Source organism: Hydrogenophaga sp. L99 (genome assembly GCF_058731905.1).
On sequence record NZ_CM178972.1, the window covers coordinates 3,660,389 to 3,681,712 of the forward strand.

The window sequence follows — 21,324 nt, forward strand, 5'->3', positions numbered from 1 at the left end:
ACACGGTTCCGCCTCAGAACCTCTTAGGCCGCGTCCGCATAGCGCTCCAGCTCCCACCCGCTCACGTGCTGGCTCCAGGCGTCCCACTCGGCCTGCTTGATGGCCAGAAACTGATCGCAGAAAGCTGAGCCCACCGCCTCGTGCAAGGCGGCGTCCTGCCGAAGGGCCTCCAGCGCAGCGCACAGGTCGCGGGGCAAGCGGGCCGGCATGGCGTCGCCGCGTGCCTGGCGCTGGTAAAGATCTTCGTTGCAAGGCTCTACCGCGGGCAGCCCTTGGTCGATACCCGACAGCCCGGCGGCCAGCGTGCCCGCCAGCGCCGCGTACACGTTGCACGACGGGTCGGGCAGGCGCCATTCCAGCCGGTTGGCCACGGTACGCACGAGGCAGGTGCGGTTGTTGTCACCCAGGGTTTTCCACACCGGCGACCAGGTGGTACCCGAGGCACTTTGGCTGCTGGCCAGGCGTTTGTAGCTGTTGACGGTGGGTGCACACAGCGCCGCCAGCGCATCGGCATGGTGCAGCAGGCCAGCAGCAAACTGGTGGCCCAGCGCGCTCAGACCCAGCGCCCCGCCAGGGTCGGCCATCACGGCCACACCTTGTGCATCGGTGAGGCTCAGGTGAAAGTGCAGGCCGCTGCCGGGCGCGTGCGCCAGCGGCTTGGGCATGGTGGAAAACGTGAGGCCGTGCTGCTGCGCCACCGTGTGTGCGGTCAGCTTGAACAGCTGGTAGCGGTCGGCGGCGGCCAGAGCGTCGTCAAACCGGTAGTTGATCTCGTACTGACCACAGGCGTCTTCGTGGTCCATCTGCTGCAACTCAAACCCGAGCGCACCCAGGTGGCGCCGCATGTCATCCAGGAAACCCAGGTTGCGGCCGATGGCGGCCAGGTCGTACGACGGTTTGGCGTGCCGGTCCGCTGTATCGCCCACCTGCCAGGCGCCGTCGGGCCCGCGCTTGAGCAAAAAAAACTCCGGCTCAATGCCCACCCACAGCGTCAGACCTCGCGCTTGCAGACGTGCCACCTGCCGCTTCAGCAACTGGCGCGAACAGGTCTCCAGCGCCTCGCCGCCCGCAAAACCGTCGCACACGGCGTGCGCCACGCCGGGCATGAAGGGCAATGGCCGCAAAGACGCCGGCACCACCCGCCCAAAATACTCGCTGCGTGCGCCCATGCGTGGCAGGCCTGTGCCCCAGATACTGGGGCCAGCGAAACCTGCGCCCACCTGCACCACGTCAGGCAGCGCAGCCAGGGGTACCAGCTTGCCTTTGGGCGCACCGTGCAGGTCGGTGAAGGTGGTCAAAATGGAATGGATGCCTTGCGCCTGCAAAGCGCCCATACGCTCGGCAAGGCTGGTGCTTGCGCCTGGTTCCAGCCTCACGCATTCACCCCATCACCTCGGCCATGGCCGCGTCCAGCACACCCAGGCCTTCGGCAAACACGGTGTCTTCGATCGTCAGCGGGAACAGGTAGCGGATCACGTTGCCGTACACGCCGCAAGTCAACAGCAGCAGACCGCGTTTCAACGCAGCGGCTTGCACCCGTTTGGTCAGGTCGGCATCGGGGGCGCCGTGGGCATCCACAAATTCACACGCCACCATGGCGCCCAGGCCGCGCACGTCGCCCATGCGCGGGTACTTCGCCTGGGCTGCCTTCAGGTGCGCCAGCAGGCGGTCGCCCAGCAGCTGGGCACGCTCGGGCAGTTTTTCTTCAGCCATCACGTCCAGCACCGCCAGCGCGGCCGCAATGGCCAGCGGGTTGCCGGCATACGTGCCACCCAGACCACCCGGGGCCGGGCCGTCCATGATGGCCTTGCGGCCCGACACGGCCGACAACGTGGTGCCGCCCGCCATGCTCTTGGCCATGGTGATCAGATCGGGCTTGGCACCGTAGTGCTCCATGGCAAACATCTTGCCGGTACGGGCAAAACCGGTTTGCACCTCGTCGGCAATCAGCAAAATGCCGTGCTGGTCGCACAGCTCGCGCAGCCACTTCACGGCGGCTGGCTGAATGGGGTTGAAACCGCCCTCGCCCTGCACCGGCTCGAAGATGATGGCCGCCACCCGGCTGGGCTCAATGTCGCACTTGAAGAGCTGCTCCATCGCGTGTTTGGTGTCGTCCAGCGACGCACAGTGGCACGGAAACGGCACGTGGTAAATCTCGGGCGGAAACGGGCCAAAGCCCGCCTTGTAGGGTTGCACCTTGCCGGTCATGGCCACGGCAAACAGGCTGCGGCCGTGAAAGGCTGCGCCAAAGGCGATGACGCCACTGCGCCCGGTGCTGCTGCGCGCAATCTTGATGGCGTTTTCCACCGCCTCGGCGCCGGTGGAAAAGAAGGCCGTCTTGGCCGGACCTTCAATGGGCACGATCGCGTTGATGCGCTCGGCCAGCTGCACGTATTCGGTGTAGGGCACCACCTGGTAACAACTGTGCGTGAAGCGCTGCAGCTGCGCCGCAATGGCCGCCTGCACCTTGGGGTGCACATGCCCGGTGTTGAGCACCGCGATACCGCCCGCAAAGTCAATGAAACGCCGGCCCTCAATGTCCCAGAACTCGGCGTTCTTGGCGCGGTCGATGAAGAAGTCACCCATCACGCCCACGCCACGCGGCGTGGCGTCAAGCCGGCGCTGGTGCCAGGCGGCGTTAGTGTGGGGCGCGTTCAGGTTTTCAGGTTTCTGCGGTGCGTTCATGGGGGTCTCCTTCAAATACAAACATGGCGGCGCGAGCTGTCTTTTTCGAGGGCACCGCGGAACGGGCTTTGCCCGGCCGCCAGTGCCGCCCCCCTCCGGGGGGTGACGCGAAGCGGTACGGGGGGTGTTTTCTAGACCGGGCTATCAATCCTGATCCACGTCGTCTTCGTTTCTGTGTACTTGTCAAACGCGTGCAGCGACTTGTCTCGCCCCACGCCGCTCTGCTTGAAGCCGCCAAACGGCACGGTGATGTCGTCTTCGTCGTACTGGTTCACATGCACCGTGCCGGCGCGCAGCGCGCGGGCCACGCCGTGGGCTTTGTTGATGTCGCTGGTCCACACGGCCGCTTGCAGGCCGTAGATGCTGTTGTTGGCTTCGCGCACCACGCTGGCCGCATCGGTAAAGCCCAGCACCGACAGCACCGGGCCAAAAATCTCTTCGCGCGCAATCGTCATCTGCGGCGTCACGCCGTCAAAAATGGTGGGCTGCACATAACAACCGCCCGCCACGGGCGCCGCCAGCGAGCCACCAGCGATCAGCTTGGCGCCTTCGCTCTGGCCCAGGCCGATGTAGCGCATCACGTTGTCCAGCTGCACCTGGTCCACGATGGCGCCCATGACGGTGCCTTTGTCCAGCGGGTTGCCCGGCTGGTAGTTGGGCACCAGCTTCAGCGCCTTTTCCAAAAACGCGTCTTTGATGCTTTCTTCCACAAACAGGCGCGAGGGTGCGTTGCAGCTCTCGCCTTGGTTGAAAAAGATGCTGCCCACAGCGGCCTCCACCGCACGGTCCAGGTCGGGGCAGTCGGCAAACACGATGTTGGGCGACTTGCCGCCCAGCTCGGTCCAGGCGCGTTTCAGGTTGCTCTGCCCGGCCATCACGTGAATCTGCTTGCCCACGCGGGTGCTGCCGGTGAAGGCGATGCAGTCCACGTCCATGTGCAGCGCGAGCGGGCTGCCAGCCTCGGGGCCGTAGCCCGGCACCACGTTGAACACACCGGGCGGAATGCCGGCGGCCAGTGCCAGCTCGGCCAGGCGCAGGGCGGTGAGCGGGCTCTTTTCAGACGGCTTGAGCACCACCGAATTGCCCGCCGCCAACGCGGGCGCGATCTTCCAGGCGGCCATGATCATGGGGTAATTCCACGGCACGATGACGCCCACCACGCCCACCGGCTCGCGCGTGATCAGCGCCAGCGCGCTGCGGCCCGTGGGTGCAATTTCGTCGTACACCTTGTCCACCGCCTCGCCATACCAGCGGATGCAGTTGGCCGCGCTGTTCACGTCCACGCTCTTGGCGTACTTGATGGGCTTGCCCATGTCCAGCGTTTCCATCAGCGCCAGCTCATCGGCGTGTGCCAGCAACTGGTCGGCAAACTTGATCATGATGCGCTTGCGCTGCGCCGGCGCCATGCCGCTCCAGCGGCGCGACTCAAACCCCGCCCGGCCCGCCGCCACCGCAGCGTCAATGTCGGCCTGGCCGCAACGGGCCACGGTGGTCAGCAGCCGGCCATCCACTGGCGAGAGGCAGTCAAAGGTCTGGCCGTCCAGCGCGGCCACGCGCTCGCCATTGATAACGGCGCGGCCGTCGAACGTCTGGGCAGGTGTGGTGTCGGTCATGGGCTTGGGTCCAAGGGTCGGAAAACTCCGCAATGGCACCATGCTACGCCGGATTCAAGCCCTTTGGCCCATCCACTTTGCACGCAGATCAACCATCCAGTCGGCACCGGTTGGAAGCCAGCGGGCCACCGCGCAAGGCCCTATTGCGGCGACAGCGCCACCAACTCGGCCCGGGTTGCAGCCGCAATTTCGCGGTCGCGCCGACGCGTGGCCCGGGCCACCCACACCGCGTAGGCCACGATCACCACCGTCACGGTGGCGATCAGCAGCGTGGCGGCGGCGTAAATGGTGGGGTTGATACCGCGCCGGGCGTAGCCAAATATCACCTGCGGCAGCGTGTTCACCCCGGGGCCGGACAGAAATTCAGCAATCACCACGTCGTCAAAACTGAGCGTGAAGGCCAGCAGAAACGCCGCCAGGATGGCCTGAAAAATATTCGGCAGGGTGACCAGGAAAAACACCTGCATGGGCCGTGCGCCCAGGTCCATGGCGGCTTCTTCGATGCTGCGGTTCATCTCCAGCAAACGGCTCTGGATCACCACCATGCCGTAGGCCATGCCCAGCAGCGTGTGGCCCACAATGATGGTTCCCATGCCACGCTGCGGGAAGCCGAAGAAGTTTTGTGTGCCCACAAATAGCAACAACAGCGACAGGCCGATGATCACCTCGGGCATCACCAGCGGCGCGTTGACCATGCCGGAGAAAACGGTGCGCCCCAGAAAGCGCCGGTACCGTACCAGCACAAAGGCCGCAAACGTGGCCAGCACGGCAGAGAGCAAACCGGTCACCGTCGCGATCTTGAGCGACAGCCAGAAGCCCTCAACAATTTTGGTGTCGCGGGTGAGCGCTTCGTACCAGCGCAGCGAAAAGCCGGTAAAGCGCGCGTCCTGCCGGGTGCTGTTGAACGAAAACACGATCATGAACAGCAACGGCAGGTAAAGAAAGGCGAACACCATCGCCAGCCAGAACTTGCCAAAGTGTTTTTCGAGCAGCTGTTTCATGCCTTGGCTCCTTCACTTTTTTCACCGGTGTAGTGGTAATAAATGGCCAGCGGAATCACGATCAGCGCAATCATCACCACCGCCAGCGCGGTGGCCTTGGGCCAGTCGTTGGCGGTGAACATTTCGTCCCACACCACGCGCCCGATCATCAGGTTTTCAGGCCCGCCCAGCAGCGACGGAATGACGAACTCGCCCACACAGGGAATGAACACCAGCATGAAGCCGGCAATGATGCCGGCCTTGGACAGCGGCACGGTGATGAGCCAAAACGCCTTGAACGGTGAGGCGCCCAGGTCGTAGGCGGCCTCGAGCAGGCGAAAGTCCATCTTCACCAGGTTGGCGTACAGCGGCAAGATCATGAACGGCAGGTACACATAGGTCATGCCCACCAGCATTGAGACGTTGGTGTAAAGCATCTGCATGGGCTCGTCGATGACCCCGATGCTCATCAAAAAGCGGTTGATCACACCCTGGTCCGCCAGCAGGCCCTTCCAGGCGTACACGCGCAGCAAAAACGAGGTCCAGAACGGCAGCATCACCATCAGCAGCAGCGCCGGGCGCACGCTCTCGGGCGCGCGCGCAATGAAATATGCAAACGGATAGCCGATCAACAGACACAGCAGCGCGGTGCTCAGCGCGTACAAGATGGAGCGCAGGTAGGCATCGATGTACAGCGTCTTGAACAGCGGCGCACCCTCTTCCGTGCGGAAGATCGACAGGTAGTTCTCGTACTTCAGCCGCAACACACCGGCCTCGCTGTCCCAGATGGGCTTGAACGGGCTGATGTCGCCGCCCATGTCCACAAAGCTGATGTAGAGCAGGATCAGGAACGGCAGAAAGAAGAAGAGGATCAGCCAGCCATACGGCACGCCAATCACGAAGCGCCTGCCGGGCATGGGGAGCGATGAAACAGCCATCAAGAACCTCCAGAAACTACAAACCTTGGGGAACGGGCCATCCGAACCCGGAACGCCGCGGAACCGCCCTTCGACACGCTCAGGACGGGCCGCCCGCGTTGCCCTACTCTGGGGGGTGACGCGAAGCGGCGCGGGGGAGACTGATCACGGTCAGTCCCTCAAGACCACCCCGGCCCGGTCACCCCACCAGAAATAAACCTCGTCTTCCCAGGTGATGTCCGACAGGTCCTGGCGCGAGGTGTTGGCCTCGGTGATTTTCACTTTCGAGCCGTCGCTGGCTTGCACGATGTAGGTGCTGTAAGAACCCAGGTAACCAATTTCCTTCACCCGACCCTTGAACAGGTTGGGGCCCACGTCGGTCGGCATGATCTTGCTGATCTCGATCTTTTCGGGCCGCACCGCCACCGCCACGGGCATGTCCAGGGTGCCGCTGATGCCGTGGCCCACATGCATCAGGCCCAAGGCTGTCGCGACCGCGCAGTGGTCGGGCTCGTCCACGCTGAGCTTGCCCGCAAACAGGTTCACGTTGCCAATGAAGTCGGCCACAAACCTGTTGCGCGGGTGCTCATAAATCTCTTCCGGCGTGCCCACCTGCAGCACGCGGCCCTTGCTCATGATGGCAATACGCCCAGCCATGGTCATGGCCTCTTCCTGGTCGTGCGTCACCATCACCACCGTCACGCCCACGCTCTCGATGATGTTGACCAGCTCGAACTGCGTCTGCTCGCGCAGCTTCTTGTCGAGCGCGCCCAGCGGTTCGTCCAGCAGCAGCAGTTTGGGCTTCTTGGCCAGACTGCGCGCCAGCGCCACGCGCTGCTGCTGGCCGCCCGAGAGCTGGTGCGGCTTGCGCTTGGCGTAGGGCGTGAGCTGCACCAGGCCCAGCATCTCATCGGTGCGTTGCTGCACCTCGGCCTTGGGCAGGCCCTCGCGCTTGAGGCCAAAGGCCACGTTTTCCCAGATGTTCAGGTGCGGAAACAACGCGTAGCTCTGGAACATCATGTTCACCGGGCGGTCGTAAGGCGGCATGGCCGCCACGTCCTGCCCGCCCAGCAAAATGCGCCCCGACGTGGGTTTCTCGAAGCCGGCCAGCATGCGCAGCAGGGTGGACTTGCCGCAGCCCGAACTGCCCAGCAGGGCAAAAATCTCACCTTTGCCGATGGAAAGTGACACCTCGTCCACCGCAACCGCCTCGTCAAACCGTTTGACCAGCTTTTCGGTCACCAGATAGCCCGTTGTGTCTGTCATCGCTCGTTCCATCTTCTTGTGATCAAGCCAAAAAAAGGGCCGCTCAACCGCAACGGAAGAACAGCCCTTGGCGCAAACGGCAGCTTATTTGCCGCGCTTGAACGCGTTGTAGGTGTCGTTCAGCACACCACCGATTTCGTTGGAGAAGCCCCCGGTGGGAATCAGGCGGGCCGTGTCTTCGTCCGACAGGAAAATGGTCTTGTTGCCCTTGACTTCGTCCTTGATCATGGGCAGCGCAGCCTTGTTGCCGGTGGGATAGTTCATCTCGTTGGCCATGGCCGCACCGTTTTCGGCACGCAGGTAGAAGTCCATGAAGGCATGAGCGTTGTTCGGGTGCTTGGCGTCTTTCGGAATCGCCATGGTGTCAATGAACACCAGGCCACCGCCAGTGGGCAGCAGTGGCACGATCTCGTCCTTGCCCCCGGTTTCTTTCACACGGTCGGCGGCGATGTTGATGTCGCCCGACCAGCCGATGAAGGCGCAGCCCTTGCCACCCGCAATGTCGTCGATCATGGTGCTGGAGAACAGGCGCACGTCCTTGCGCACCTTGGCCAGCATGGCGCCGGCTGCCTTGAAGTCCTCGGCGTTTTCGCTGTACGCCGGCTTGCCCACGTAGTGCAGCGCCACCGGCAAGATCTCGCTGGGCGAGTCCAGGTAGATGATGCCGCAGCTTTTGAGCTTGCTGGAGTACTCGGGCTTGAACACCAGATCCCAGGCGTTTTCAGGCATGGGCATGTCACCCAGCGCCTTCTCCACTTTCTGCTTGTTGATGCCCACGGTGGTGAAACCCCAGGCCCAGGGCACAAAGTGCTTGTTGCCCGGGTCGACACCCGCGATCTTTGCCATGAACTCGGGATCGAGGTTGGCGTAATTGGGCACCTTGTTGCGGTCGATCTCCTGGTACAGGCCGCCGTCGATCTGCTTCTTGCCGAAACCGGCGGTGGGCACCACGATGTCGTAACCCGAATTGCCGGCCACCAGTTTGGCGTGGAGCGCTTCGTTGTTTTCAAACGTGTCGTAGTTCACCTTGATACCGGTTTCCTTCTCAAAGTCGGCAATCAGGGTTTCGGTGATGTAGTCGGGCCAGTTGTAGATGTTCAAGACCTTTTCATCGTCCAGCACCGGGCCGGCAGGTGCTGCGGGCGCTGCGGCCACAGGTGCCGCAGGGGCCACGACGGGCTCTTCCTTTTTGCCGCAGGCGGCGAGCAAAACGGCCGTGATGGCCAGTGCGAGAACATGCTTTTTCATGGTGAAGAACACTCCAGAAAGGGTTGAATGCAAGCCGAAGATTCGGGTGTGACACCGGAACCCGTGCAGGCCTACAAGGAAAGCAACAAACGGACCCGAAGACGCCCCAAAAGAGGGATTCAGTCACTGTATCAAAAAATCGCTTCAGGACAGCAGGCCCGCAGAGCGCAAATCGGCCAGCGTAGCGTCCAGGCACAGGCGAATCAGCGCCATCATGTCGTCGATCTGGGCGCGCGTCATCACCAGCGGCGGCGCAATGATCATGCGGTCACCCACCGCGCGCATGATCAGCCCGTTCTTGAAGCAATGGCCGCGGCAGATCATGCCCACACCCAGCTCTTCGTCAAACATGGCCTTGGTGGCCTTGTCTTTCACCAGCACCAGCCCGGCCACGAAACCGCAGGTTTCGGCCTCGGCCACCAGCGGGTGCTGGTTGAGCTCGGCAAAGCGCTCGGCCAGGTAGGGGCCCACGTCGTCGCGCACGCGGGACACCAGGTTGTCGCGCTCCATCAGTTCAATGTTGGCCAGCGCCACCGCGCAGGCCACCGGGTGGCCGCTGTAGGTGTAGCCGTGGTTGAACTCGCCGCCCTGCTCGATCAGCACCTTGGCCACGCGGTCGCCCACCATCACGCCGCCCAGCGGGATGTAGCCGCTCGTCACGCCCTTGGCGAAGGTCACCAGGTCGGGGCGGTAGCCAAACTTTTCATAGGCAAACCAGTGGCCCAGGCGGCCAAAGGCACAGATCACTTCGTCCGAAATCAGCAAGATGCCGTACTGGTCCACGATGCGCTGGATCTCGGGCCAGTAGGTGTCGGGCGGAATGATCACGCCGCCCGCACCCTGCACCGGCTCGGCGATGAAGGCGGCCACCTTGTCAGCACCCACTTCCAGAATTTTTGCCTCCAGCCAGCCCGCGGCACGGCGGCCAAAGTCGGCACGGCTTTCGCCCGGCAGCGCGTTTTCCAGAAAGTAGGGCTGCTCAATGTGCGTGATGTTGGGAATGGGCAGGTCGCCCTGCGCGTGCATGCCACTCATGCCGCCCAGTGAAGCGCCCGCCATGGTGCTGCCGTGGTACGCGTTCTGGCGGCTGATGATCACCTTGCGCTGCGGCTGGCCCAGCAAATCCCAGTAGCGGCGCACCATGCGCACGTTGGTGTCGTTGCTTTCCGATCCGCTGCTGGAGAAGAACACGTGTTCAAACTTGCGCCCACCCACTACCGGCGCCAGCGCCGCCAGCTTGGTGGCCAGCTGCACCGCCGGCACGTTGGTGGTGTTGAAAAAGCTGTTGTAGAAGGGCAGCGTCATCATCTGCTGGTAGGCCGCGTCGGCCAGTTCCTTGCGGCCGTAGCCGGCGTTCACGCACCACAGCCCGCTCATGGCGTCGAGGATCTTCTTGCCCTCGGAATCCCACACATAAATGTTGTCGGCGCGCGTGATCACCCGTGCCCCGCGCGAAGCCAGGCCCGCGTGGTCGGTGAACGGGTGCATGAAGTGCGCGCTGTCCAGCGCCTGGATGGCCTGGGTGTCTTGCTGCTCGGCGCGGCGAACCAGGGCGGGGGGTGCGATGAGGGTTGAGGTGATCATGGTCGGTCCTTGGATGGCGTGTTCAGACGTGCAACAAGAGATGCTCTCGTTCCCATGGCGAAATCACCTTCATGAACTCGTCGAACTCCAGCTCCTTGATCTCGGTGTAGATCGTGATGAACTCCTTGCCCAGGATGTCGTGCAGGTCGGTCTCGCGGCGCAGCCAGTCCAGCGCCTCGCCCAGCGAGCGCGGCAGCGAATACGGCGCCAGGTACGCGTCGCCCTTCATTTCGGGCTTGGGCTTGATCTTGTTTTTCATGCCCAGGTAGCCGCAGGCCAGCGTCATGGCCATGGCGACGTAGGGGTTGGCGTCGGCGCCAATCACGCGGTTTTCCACCCGACGCGCTTCGGGGCTGGAAATGGGCGAGCGAATGCCCACCGTGCGGTTGTCATGGCCCCACTCGATGTTGATCGGCGCGGCCGTGTGGCGGCTCAGGCGGCGGTAGCTGTTCACGTACGGCGCCACCAGCACCATGGCGGCCGGGATGTAACGCTGCAGCCCGCCAATGTAGTGGTGGAAAGCATCCGATGCGGTGCCATCTTCGTTGCTGAAAATGTTCTTGCCGGTGGCCTTGTCCACAATGCTCTGGTGCACGTGCATGGCGCTGCCGGGCTCGCCGGCAATCGGCTTGGCCATGAAGGTGGCGTACATGTCGTGGCGCAGCGCGGCTTCGCGCACCGTGCGCTTGAAGAAGAACACCTCGTCGGCTAGGCCCAGCGGGTGGGCGTGGAAGAAGTTGATCTCCATCTGCCCCGCACCCACCTCGTGGATCAGCGTGTCCACGTTGAGGTGCATCTTGTCGCAGTAGTCGTAAATTTCTTCAAACAGCGGGTCGAACTCGTTCACCGCGTCAATCGAATACGCCTGGCGCGAGGTTTCTGCCCGGCCGCTGCGGCCAATCGGCGGCTTCAACAGCGTGTTCGGGTCGGTGTTGCGCGCGGTCAGGTAAAACTCCAGCTCGGGCGCCACCACCGGGTCCCAGCCCTCGGCGTCGTACAGATCGCAAATCTTGCGCAACACGCTGCGCGGTGCAAAGGGCACCAGCTTGCCGGCGTGGTCAAAGCAGTCGTGGATCACCTGCGCGGTGGGGTCGGTGGCCCAGGGCACGATGCGCACGGTGCTCGGGTCGGGCCGCAGCTGCATGTCCTTGTCGGTCGGGTCGATCACGTCGTAATAAGGACCGCTCTCGGGAAACTCGCCCGTCACGCCCATGCCCACAATGGCTTGCGGCAGGCGCATGCCCCGGTCTTCGGTGAACTTGCCGCGCGGCAAAATCTTGCCGCGGGCCACCCCGGTCAGGTCGGGCACCAGGCATTCCACCTCGGTCACGCGGTGCTCGTTGAGCCAGTTTTCCAGGTCGTTGAAAGTCATGGTTTTTCGGTCTGTCATGGGCCGGGTCCTCGGTGTTGTGTTTGTCGGTATCAGCTGGTGTGGCGGGCCAGGTCGGCGGCCTGCAGGCGCAGGCTGCGCCGCTGGCGGCAGGCGTGGCCAAACGCCTCAAAAATGGCGGCGTAAAACGGCGTTTCCCAGCAGCGCCATTCGGGGTGAAACTGCACCGCATAAGCAAACGTGTGGGCGCCCTTCACGGCAAACGCTTCCACCACGCCATCGGGTGCATGGGCCAGCGCTTCCAGGCCGTCGGCCAGCCGGTTGATGCCCTGGCCGTGCAGCGAATTCACCTCCGTCTGCGGGCCGCCCGCCCAGGTTTCAAACACGCTGCCGGGTTTGAAGCGCACCGCGTGGCGCGGGGCGTATTGCTCTTCAAAAGGCGCACCCTTGGGCTCGCGGTGGTCCATCAGGCCGGGCACTTCCTGCACCCGCTGGTGCAGCGTGCCGCCCAGCGCCACGTTGATTTCCTGAAAGCCGCGGCACACGCCCAGCAGCGGCACGCCTTCGTGTACGCAAGCTTTCACCAGCGCCAAGGTGAGCGTGTCGCGCGCCGGGTCCAGCGGCAGGCTGGGGTCGGCCACGTCTTCGGCAAAGTGGGAAGGGTGCACGTTGGACGGCGAACCCGTGAGCATGACGCCGTCCACCATCGACAGCAATTCGCTGATCTGGTCGGGTTCGGCCAGCGGGAACATCACCGGCTGGGCCTGCGCGCCCACCTTCACGGCGCGGGCATATTTGTCGCCGAGCAGCAGAAAAGGCATCTGGTGCCCGTGGTCGCCCATGAGGCGGTGGTCGGCCGGCAGCCAGACCATGCAAGGCGTTGGGTTCATGTTGTCTCCAAACACGTTAAGGCATTGTGCAACTCAAATTGGATCACAATAAGAGCCATTTGTTGTCACCTTATGGTGCCACTCTCGGAAACCACCTTGCCCATCACCACCCATGCTGTCCGAATTTCTGCTCAGTGAAATGACCCGTCTGGGCAAGCAAGATGCCCTTCCGCTGCACCGCCAGCTGTACGAGGCGCTGCGCCGCGCCATGCTGGACGGCAAACTGGCCGCCGGTGAGCGCCTGCCGTCCAGCCGCGATCTGGCGCAAGACCTGCAACTTTCGCGCAACACGGTGGTGGCCGCCATCAACCAGCTCAGCGTGGAGGGCTACCTGGCCAGCCGCGTGGGCAGCGGCACCTATGTGAACGACAGCGTGCCGCGCGCGCTGCCCGGCCAAAGCGGCCGGCGCGCCGGTGGCCCGGCCCGTGCCAGCGTGCCGGGCGGGCGGCTCTCGGCGCGTGGCGTGGCCCTGTCCACCACCTTTTGCGCCACCGAACTCGAAGTTCAGCCGTTCACCCCCGGCATTGCCGACTTCAGCGCCTTCCCGCTCACGCTCTGGCAGCGCCTGCAAAACAAACACTGGCGCATGACCTACCCGGACATGCTGGACTACGCCACCTCGGGCGGCCACGCGCCGCTGCGCCGCGCCGTGGCCGACTACCTGCGCGTGTTCCGCAGCGTACAGCTCGACGCCGACCAGGTCATCATCACCACCGGCACCCAGCAGTCGCTCGAGCTCTGCGCCCGGCTGCTGGCCGACCATGGCGACACCGTGTGGGCCGAAGACCCGGCCTACTGGGGCGCCGTCAAAGCCTTCATGGCCACCGGCCTGCACATCCACCCGGTGGAAGTGGACGTGGAAGGCATCCGCCCTACCGAGGCCGACAACGCAAAACCGCCGCGCCTGATTTACCTCACGCCCTCGCACCAGTACCCCACCGGCGCCGTGATGAGCCTGCCCCGGCGCCACCAGCTGCTGGCCACCGCCCGCACCCACAACGCCTGGGTGCTGGAAGACGACTACGACAGCGAATACCGCTTCAGCGGCCCGCCCATTTCCAGCCTGGAAGGGCTGGACACCGACGGCCGCGTGCTCTACATGGGCACCTTCTCCAAGGTGCTCTACCCCGGCATCAAGTTAGGCTATCTGGTGGTGCCCAAACCGCAGGTGGCCGCCTTCAAGCAGGCCCACTACGACCTCAACCGCCCCGGGCACATGCCACTGCAGGCCGCACTGGCCGAGTTCATTGAAATGGGCCACTTCAGCAGCACGCTGCGCCGCGCCAGGCAAAGCTACGCCGAACGCCGCCACTGCCTGCTGCAAGCGCTGGCCCCCCTACTGCGGGAGCACAGCGAAGGCCCCCGCATCACCGGCGCCGAACAGGGTCTGCACCTGTGCCTGCGCTTGCCCAACCGGGTGGACGACCGCGCCCTGGCCCAGCGCCTGGCACAACAAGGTCTCACGGTGCGCCCGCTCTCGGCTTACTGCCTGGCCCGCACCGACCTGCGCGGCCTGGTCATTGGCTACGGCTACGCACCGCTGGCCGACATTGCGCGTTACGGCCCGGTGCTGGCCGCTGCCGTGCGCCAGGAACTGGCGGCTGTACCGGCCCCGTGAGCGCCGCGCACCCGTCACCTGGGTGATGTGCGCCATCGCACAGACAAGCGCCAACCCAGGGGAACATGCTCGCCTTGACACATTTTCTGGAGACACTCAAATGAAAACCCCGATCAAAGGCCTTTTTGCAATTCTGGGCCTGGCGTTTGCCGCCCAGGTGGCCGCCCAGGCCACCTTCTACGAAAACCCGGACTTTACCGGCCGCTCCCTCACCGCCACCGAGCAGGTGCCCAGCTTTGAACGCTATGGCTTCAACAACAGCACCTCATCCGCCGTGGTGGTAGGCGAACGCTGGGAGGTGTGCCAGCAAGGTGCCTACAACGGCCGTTGCACCGTGTTGCGTCCCGGGCGCTACCCGTCGCTCGCCGCCATGGGGCTGAACGACCGGATCTCCTCCGCCCGGGTGATTGACCGCAACGAGCGCATCGACGACAACCGCTACGCTCCGGTGGTTCCGGTCGCGGCTGCGCCGGTGCGCCCGCAAGTCACCTTCTACGAGCGGGAACGCTTCGACGGCCGCTCTTTCGTGGCCACGGGACAGGTGGTGAACCTGCGGCGCCAGGGCTTCAACGACCGTGCCGCTTCTGCTGTGGTGGTGGGCGAGCGCTGGGAAGTCTGCAACGACAACCGCTTCCGCGGCGACTGCGTGGTGCTGCGTCCAGGCCGCTACCCGTCGCTCGCTGCCATGGGTCTGACCGACCGCATCTCGTCGGTGCGCGCCATCGCCCCCAACGTGCGCATCGCCGACAACCGCTACGCCCCCTCGCCAGTGGCGGCCGTGGCGTCGGTGGCCCCACAACTGACCTTTTTTGAACGCGAAGGCTTCGGCGGTCGCTCATTTGCCACCGAAGAACCTCTGGCCAACCTGCAACGCGCCGGGTTCAACGACCGCGCGGCTTCTGCCGTGGTGGTGAGCGAGCGCTGGGAAGTATGTGACGACAACCGCTTCCGCGGTGACTGCGTGGTGCTGCGCCCGGGACGTTACCCGTCGCTGGCCGCCATGGGTCTGAGAGACCGCATCTCGTCGGTGCGCATCATTGATCCAAGCGATCGCATTGCCGACAACCGCTACGCACCTCTGCCGGTACCGGTCTACGACAGCCGCCGCCGCGGTGGTGAACGCCTGTTCGACGCCAACGTCACGTCGGCCCGCGCCGTGCTCGCCACCTCGGGCCAGCGCTGCTGGGTCGAACGCGAACAGGTGCCGCAAGCGCAAAGCGCCGCCAACGTACCCGCCGCCCTGGCCGGTGCCCTGATCGGTGGCATCCTGGGCCACCAGGTGGGTGGCGGCACTGGCAAAGACATTGCCACGGTCGGCGGTGTGCTCGCCGGTGCCGCACTCGGCTCCCAGGTGGGTCGCGACAACCCGGTCGCCACACAAGATGTGCAGCGTTGTGAAAACGTTCCCGGCGGCGCCAAACCCGCTTACTGGGACGTGACTTACAACTTCCGCGGCATCGAGCACCGCGTGCAGATGACCTCGGCACCCGGCAACACCATCGCCGTCAACGACCAGGGCGAACCGCGCCAGTAACCGCAGGCGCCTGGGGCGGATGCACCGCAACCGCCCCAGAACCTCAAAGCGCGTCGCGCAGCCGGTACCACAGCATGCCCAGCGCCAGGCTGGGCGTGCGTAACAGCGCACCACCCGGAAACGCGCGGTGCTTCAGCCGGGCAAACACATCAAAGCGCCCGGCCTGCCCGGCCACCGCCTCGGCCACCAGTTGGCCAGCCAGCCCGGTCAGCGCCACGCCGTGGCCGCTGAAACCCTGCAGGTAATACAGGTTGTCGCCCAGGCGGCCAAAGTCGGGCGCGCGGTTCATGCTGATGTCGACAAAGCCGCCCCACACATGCTCAATCGGCACGTCCTTGAGCGCCGGGAACACCGCCCCCATGCGCTGGCGCATCACCGCTTCCAGGTGGCGCGGCGTCTGGGTGGTGTAGCTCACACGGCCGCCAAACAGCAGCCGCAAGTCGGCGCTGAAGCGAAAGTAGTCCAGCACAAAGTTGTTGTCGCACACCGCCGAGTTGCTCGGGATCAAGCGCGCGCACAGCGCCGGGTCCAGCGGGGCTGTGCCCACGATGTAGGTGCCCACCGGCATGATGCGCGGCGCAATGTCGGGCGCCACCTGCGGGCCGTATTGCGCCAGCATGCTGTTGCCCGCCAACACCCCAAACCGCGCTTTCACCAACCCCTGCGGCGTGGTGGCCACCAGCGTGGTCCCGCGCTGCAGCGCCGTCACCGGCGTGTGTTCAAAAATACGCACGCCCGCCGCCTGCGCCGCCTGCGCCAGGCCCAGCGCGTATTTCAACGGGTGCAGGTGGCCCGAGCGGGTTTCGCGCGCCGCCGCCACATAGCGCGGGCTGTCGATCAGCCGGGGCACCTGTGCGCCCTCGGCCCAGTCGCACGCCAGGCCGCGCTGCTGCAGGCCGTCCACCTCTTGGCGCAGCGCCCGCGCCTTGCGCGCCGAATCGGCCACATACACATAGCCCTTGACCCAGTCGCAATCGATCTTGTGCGTCGCCATGCGCTGCTCCATCAGGTCAAGTGCCTGCAGCGACATGTCCCAGGCGCGCTGCGCATCGGCCGCGCCCAGCTGCGCTTCAAACGGCTCTTGCCCGCTGGCGTAGCCCACGATCGCCTGCCCGCCGTTGCGCCCGCTGGCACCGCTGCCCACGCGGTCGGCCTCCAGCACCACCACGCTCAGGCCGCGCTGCGCCATCTCCAGCGCTGCACTCAGGCCGGCAAAGCCTGCGCCCACCACCACCACGTCGGCCTGCACCGCGCCCTCCAGCGCCGGGCAAGGCTCGGGGCGGTTCACGCTGGCTTCGTAGTAGCTGCGGCGGTTGAGCTGCGTGTCCGAGCCCACCAAAGAACGCTGGAACATGCTCACACCCCCCGGTTCCGTTTGGCCACCTGGCCGCTCAGGTACGTCCACACAAACGTGGCCGCCGCGTTCGTCGTCAGCTCCGCGTGGTCGTAGGCCGGGGCCACTTCCACACAGTCCATGCCCACCCAGTTCAAGTCCGCCAAGCCTTCCAGAAACGTCAGCACCTGCGAACTCGTCAGCCCGCCCGGTTCGGGTGTACCCGTGCCTGGCGCAAACGCCGGGTCCAGGCAGTCAATGTCCAGCGTCAAATAACAAGGGCGCTGCCCCATGCGCTCGCGTATCGCGTCCAGCGCCGGCTGCAGCCCCGCGCCGTCGAGCCCGCGCAGCGCCCGCGCCGTGAAAATCTGCCCGCCCTGGTCGGCCACATACTCGCGCGCTGCCCGCTCCCCGCTGGAGCGGATGCCCACCTGCACCGTGTGCGCCGGGCTGATGAGGCCTTCCTGGATCGCCTCATACGTCCAGGTGCCGTGGCCCGAGGGCTCGCCAAAGTGGTCGCTCCAGGTGTCGCAATGCGCGTCAAAGTGCAGGCAAGCCAGCGGCTCCCCGCCGCCGTAACGCGCCTTCGCCGCTCGCAGCAGCGACAAGGTGATGGAATGGTCACCACCCAAAAACACACAATGGTGCCGCGCCATCAGCGCCGCCGCCTGCGCCTCCAGGTGTCGGCGCACCTCGGGCAGCGGCGAAGCATTGGGCAGGCGCATGTCCAGCGCGTCACCCAGGTAAGCCAGTGGCGACACATCAAACACCGGGTGAATGCCGTCACACAGCATCAGGCTGGCCGCGCGTATGGCCTGCGGGCCAAAGCGCGCGCCCGGCCGGTTCGTCACCACGCCGTCAAACGGCACCCCCGCAATGGCAAACGGCTGGTCCGCCAGCGGATCGGCGCCCAGAAAACGGTTGGTGTTGCTGGCGTATGCAAATTGCCCCATGGCCATGGCGCGGTCCTTCAAAACAAAGCGTGCAAGCGGCGAACAGCACCGCCCGATTGGACCCACACGATACCGCTGCGCGTGGCCAAAGGTAAGGCCAATTGCGGGGCGCGGCTGGCGTCCACCGGAATACCCGCACCCAGCCAGCACACACCGCCTTACCAGCCCACTATAATTTTCTATAGTCGTCTATAAAAGGGTGTAAAACATGAATGCCAACCCGCCTATCTTCAAGCGTACCGAGCTGGCTCAGCGGCTGGCGACCCAGATTCTGGCCAACAAAGTGGGCTCGGTGGCTTCATCAGGGCTGTTCCTGGCAGCGCCCCGGCGCACCGGCAAGTCCACCTTCATGCGCGAGGACCTGCGGCCTGCACTGGAGCAAAGCGGCGCCCATGTGCTGTACGTGGATCTGTGGTCCAACAAGGCCACGGACCCCGGCGAAATGATTGTGTCCACCGTGCGGGCTGCGCTCCACCAGAATGCCAACGTCATGGCCCGGCTGGCCCGCAAGATCGGGGTGAACACCGTCGCCGTGCCCGGGGTTTTGGAGCTGTCACTGAACCAGATCGGGCTGGGTGTGGCCATTTCGCTGAGCGATGCGCTGGCTGATCTTTCAGACGAACTGAAAAAGCCCATCGTTTTGATCATTGATGAAGCGCAGCATGCGATCACCAGCGACAAGGGCTACGACGCCCTCTTTGCCCTCAAGGCGGCACGCGACGAGCTCAACTCAAGCCAGCACAATGGCTTGAGGATCGTCGCCACCGGCTCCAACCGGGACAAGCTCGCCATGCTGCGCAACAGCAAGGAGCAAGCGTTTTTCGGTGCACCGCTGGTGGCATTCCCGGCCCTTGATGCGTCTTTTGTGCAATGGTTTTGCGAAGGTGTCGATCTCCCAGCGCCGCTGGACCCCGAAGCGGTCATAGCGCTGTTTGCCAAGGCTTCCAACAGACCCGAAATACTGGGCGCGGCAGCCGAGGAACTGCGCTTTGACTTCGAACTGCAACCCGGTGACGTGCCTGCCCGGTTCGAAGCCTCCGTGCTGGCCCAGATCTCGTCTGCGGAAAAAGAGACCCTGCGGGTGGTCAACTCGCTCACACCCCTGCAGTCTGCGGTGCTGCGTGTCATGGCCGCGCGCCAAGCCGACTTTGCTCCTTTTCAAGAGGACACACTCTCCGCCTACAAAGTGGTGCTGCGCAGCATCGCGCCGCACGAGACCCTGGAACCCGATGGATCAAACGTCCAGCAAGCCCTTATGGCGCTGCAAAACAAGGGACTGATCTGGAAGGAAACACGCGGGGTGTACGCGATCGAGGAAGGCTCTACGATGGACCTGATGCGCCAGCAGGGCATGTTGGACATGGTGCCCTAACGCCGCAACCCGGGGTCATGCACATGGCGCATGCGCATCACAAAGCCCGCTGCCGCAACGCCAACGCCGCCCCCACCCACAGCGCCAGCGCTGAAAACACCAGGCCGCGGGCCAGGCCGCCGGGGCCGTCGGCGATGAAGCCGACCACGGTGGGGCCAACGATCTGGCCGGCGGCGAAAACGATGGTGAAGGCGCTGATGCCGGCGGCCCATTGCGCGGGTGGCAGGTTGTGGCGCACCAGCGCCGTGGTGCTGGCCACCACCGACAGAAACACGCCGCCAAACAACAGGCCCGATGCGATGACCAGCGGCCACGCGGTGGTGAGGGCGGGCAGGATAGCGGCCACACCGAGCAGGGCGTTGAGCCGGGCCAGGGCCTGGCCGTTTTTGTGGCGGTCCAGCAAACCGGCCCAGATGCGGGACGACGCAATGACAGCCACACCGAGCAGGGCGTAATAGAGGGTAATGGCGCCGGGGGTGCTGCCCTGCTCGCGCAGCAGGGCGATCACAAAGGTCATGTAGCCGATGTAGCCCACGCCGAAGCCGGTGTAGCCGGCCAGGGCAAAGGCGAAATCGCGCGGGCGAAACACGCGCCCGGCCAGCGCGCGGGCCGCGTGGCCCACCTCACCCGGTGCCGCCACAGGTGTTGGGGGCGCCCCCGCTTCGCTGGCGGCGAGCACCCGGGCGGGCCAGGCCAGCAGCGCGGTGGCCAGCGCGCACAGCAGCGCCAGGCCCCACCAGGCCCAAGTCCAGGCGTGGGGCTGGCCGGCGGCGTGTTCCAGCACCCAGGGCACGCCCAGCGCCGACAACACAATGCCCACGCCGGTGCCGCCGTAATACAGCCCCAGCAAAAAACCACTGCGGTGCGGCTGGCGCGCGCCCAGGCGCGCGGCCAGCAGGCCACCGGCAATGAACACCAGCGCACTGGCCACACCGGCCAGCAAGCGCTGCGCCAGCAGCGGCCCGGCGGTGGTGAAAAAACCGCTGAGCGCCATAAACACGGTGGCCAGCGCCGAGCCCCACAGCAGCAAAGCGGTGGGCGCGCTGCGCCGCAGCAGCCAGGGCGTGGCCAGGGCGCCGAGCAAATAGCCCACGGCGTTGAAGGTGTTCATGGCCCCGGCCAGGGTGTAGCTCCAGCCCAGGTCTTCGCGCATGGTGGGCAGCAACAGGCCGTAGGCAAAGCGGGTGATGCCCAGCGACACCGCGGCGCCCAGCGACAGCGCCAGCGCCAACCGCACGTAGGGGGTGGGGTCGGCGGCTGGGTCCGGGTTCAGGCGGGGCTGGATGGGGCTTGGCATGGCCCGGCCATTGTCGGCCAGTCCACCACCACGCCGGGTTGCCGGGCGCGACTGTCGGGCTCTTGGGACTCGTTGGGCTCCGGGAGCGCTGCCACCGCCACGCGCTGGCCAGGGCGCAGGTGCCAGGGCAGGTTAAGGGTGTTCCAGTCGACCACCTTGGGCCGCTCGCTGCGTGCCGCTGCAGCGGGTGCCTCGGGCAGCTCAGACTCTTGCCAGAACAGGCGCACATGCCGGTCCACCAGGCGGCTGAGGGTGGACAACAGCAAAGCGCCGCGTTCACCCGCCATGAAGCCATAGGTGCGCAGCACTTGCATCAGGTCGTACACCAGCGGGTCGTGCCCCAGGGGGCGGCGCTCCAGCTGGGCAATGGCCACCAGCACCAGCGCGTCGTTGGCGGCTTGTTCAGACGGCACCTTGGCACACACGTCGATCATGAGCGCGTTAACCGCATCAAAAAATGCGGCATGCCCGCCGCGGCCCTGTTCGTCGGGCAAGCGCTGCACCAGCAACACCAGGGTGTGCAGCAACCTGGACACGCCATAAGGGTCGTCAAAAGGGGTACGTTGGGCTGATTGAGACATGGTGCGGGCACACGTGTAATACAAATAGTTACATAAGTATGCACGATCAACCACAGATCGCCATTGATCCGCGTCAACTAAAACTATTTGTATTACCCGCCGAACCCGGACACCCCGCCGCGC

The 21,324-nt window shown here is 65.0% G+C and carries 17 protein-coding genes; 3 read left to right on the plus strand and 14 right to left on the minus strand.

Going from position 1 to position 21,324, the window contains the following annotated elements; all coding sequences use genetic code 11:
• Window positions 1–23 precede the first annotated feature (23 nt).
• From AC4QBL_RS17550 to AC4QBL_RS17595, 10 genes are all read right to left on the minus strand, one after another.
• Window positions 24–1,334 (minus strand): type III glutamate--ammonia ligase, encoded by a 1,311-nt coding sequence (locus tag AC4QBL_RS17550; RefSeq protein ID WP_472907914.1) that lies wholly within the window; start codon window positions 1,332–1,334, stop codon window positions 24–26.
• A gap of 46 nt (window positions 1,335–1,380) precedes the next feature.
• Complete coding sequence (gene gabT, locus AC4QBL_RS17555; protein WP_472907915.1) at window positions 1,381–2,685, minus strand: 4-aminobutyrate--2-oxoglutarate transaminase; 1,305 nt, start codon at window positions 2,683–2,685, stop codon at window positions 1,381–1,383.
• Between the two features lie 131 nt (window positions 2,686–2,816).
• Window positions 2,817–4,298: an aldehyde dehydrogenase gene (locus AC4QBL_RS17560; protein ID WP_472901701.1), complete on the minus strand. Its 1,482-nt coding sequence runs from the start codon at window positions 4,296–4,298 to the stop codon at window positions 2,817–2,819.
• A 140-nt stretch (window positions 4,299–4,438) separates the two neighbouring features.
• The gene (locus AC4QBL_RS17565) at window positions 4,439–5,299 is read right to left on the minus strand and encodes an ABC transporter permease (RefSeq protein ID WP_472901702.1); all 861 of its coding nucleotides are present in this window, start codon (window positions 5,297–5,299) and stop codon (window positions 4,439–4,441) included.
• Window positions 5,296–6,216, minus strand: a complete 921-nt coding sequence (locus AC4QBL_RS17570; protein WP_472907916.1) for an ABC transporter permease — start codon at window positions 6,214–6,216, stop codon at window positions 5,296–5,298. The genes AC4QBL_RS17565 and AC4QBL_RS17570 overlap by 4 nt, the downstream gene beginning before the upstream one ends.
• Before the next feature lie 150 nt (window positions 6,217–6,366).
• Entirely contained in the window at window positions 6,367–7,461 is a 1,095-nt protein-coding gene (locus AC4QBL_RS17575; RefSeq protein WP_472907917.1) for an ABC transporter ATP-binding protein, read from the minus strand.
• 84 nt (window positions 7,462–7,545) lie between these two features.
• Window positions 7,546–8,709, minus strand: coding sequence for an extracellular solute-binding protein (locus AC4QBL_RS17580; RefSeq protein ID WP_472907918.1), 1,164 nt, complete (start codon window positions 8,707–8,709; stop codon window positions 7,546–7,548).
• A 144-nt stretch (window positions 8,710–8,853) separates the two neighbouring features.
• Window positions 8,854–10,293 (minus strand): aspartate aminotransferase family protein, encoded by a 1,440-nt coding sequence (locus AC4QBL_RS17585; protein WP_472907919.1) that lies wholly within the window; start codon window positions 10,291–10,293, stop codon window positions 8,854–8,856.
• 22 nt (window positions 10,294–10,315) lie between these two features.
• Window positions 10,316–11,683, minus strand: a complete 1,368-nt coding sequence (locus AC4QBL_RS17590; RefSeq protein WP_472907920.1) for a glutamine synthetase family protein — start codon at window positions 11,681–11,683, stop codon at window positions 10,316–10,318.
• 32 nt (window positions 11,684–11,715) lie between these two features.
• Window positions 11,716–12,513 carry a gamma-glutamyl-gamma-aminobutyrate hydrolase family protein gene (locus AC4QBL_RS17595; protein WP_472907921.1) on the minus strand — a complete coding sequence of 266 codons (798 nt, stop codon included), beginning with the start codon at window positions 12,511–12,513 and terminating at the stop codon, window positions 11,716–11,718.
• Between the two features lie 112 nt (window positions 12,514–12,625).
• On the opposite strand from AC4QBL_RS17595, the gene pdxR reads away from it, so the two are divergent.
• Entirely contained in the window at window positions 12,626–14,131 is a 1,506-nt protein-coding gene (gene pdxR / locus AC4QBL_RS17600; protein WP_472907922.1) for a MocR-like pyridoxine biosynthesis transcription factor PdxR, read from the plus strand.
• Window positions 14,132–14,231: 100 nt separating this feature from the next.
• A complete protein-coding gene (locus tag AC4QBL_RS17605) occupies window positions 14,232–15,665 on the plus strand; it encodes a beta/gamma crystallin-related protein (RefSeq protein ID WP_472907923.1) in 1,434 nt (477 codons plus the stop codon).
• A 43-nt stretch (window positions 15,666–15,708) separates the two neighbouring features.
• Here the strand turns inward: AC4QBL_RS17605 and AC4QBL_RS17610 are convergent, their stop codons facing one another.
• Window positions 15,709–17,019: an NAD(P)/FAD-dependent oxidoreductase gene (locus tag AC4QBL_RS17610; protein ID WP_472907924.1), complete on the minus strand. Its 1,311-nt coding sequence runs from the start codon at window positions 17,017–17,019 to the stop codon at window positions 15,709–15,711.
• 2 nt (window positions 17,020–17,021) lie between these two features.
• Window positions 17,022–17,957, minus strand: coding sequence for an agmatinase (gene speB / locus AC4QBL_RS17615; RefSeq protein WP_472907925.1), 936 nt, complete (start codon window positions 17,955–17,957; stop codon window positions 17,022–17,024).
• A 202-nt stretch (window positions 17,958–18,159) separates the two neighbouring features.
• Between speB and AC4QBL_RS17620 the strand changes: the two genes are divergently transcribed.
• Complete coding sequence (locus AC4QBL_RS17620; protein WP_472907926.1) at window positions 18,160–19,323, plus strand: ATP-binding protein; 1,164 nt, start codon at window positions 18,160–18,162, stop codon at window positions 19,321–19,323.
• Between the two features lie 37 nt (window positions 19,324–19,360).
• Here the strand turns inward: AC4QBL_RS17620 and AC4QBL_RS17625 are convergent, their stop codons facing one another.
• Both AC4QBL_RS17625 and AC4QBL_RS17630 read right to left on the minus strand, forming a co-directional pair.
• A complete protein-coding gene (locus AC4QBL_RS17625; RefSeq protein WP_472907927.1) occupies window positions 19,361–20,620 on the minus strand; it encodes a YbfB/YjiJ family MFS transporter in 1,260 nt (419 codons plus the stop codon).
• Window positions 20,593–21,201: a hypothetical protein gene (locus AC4QBL_RS17630; RefSeq protein WP_472907928.1), complete on the minus strand. Its 609-nt coding sequence runs from the start codon at window positions 21,199–21,201 to the stop codon at window positions 20,593–20,595. The genes AC4QBL_RS17625 and AC4QBL_RS17630 overlap by 28 nt, the downstream gene beginning before the upstream one ends.
• Window positions 21,202–21,324: the final 123 nt, after the last annotated feature.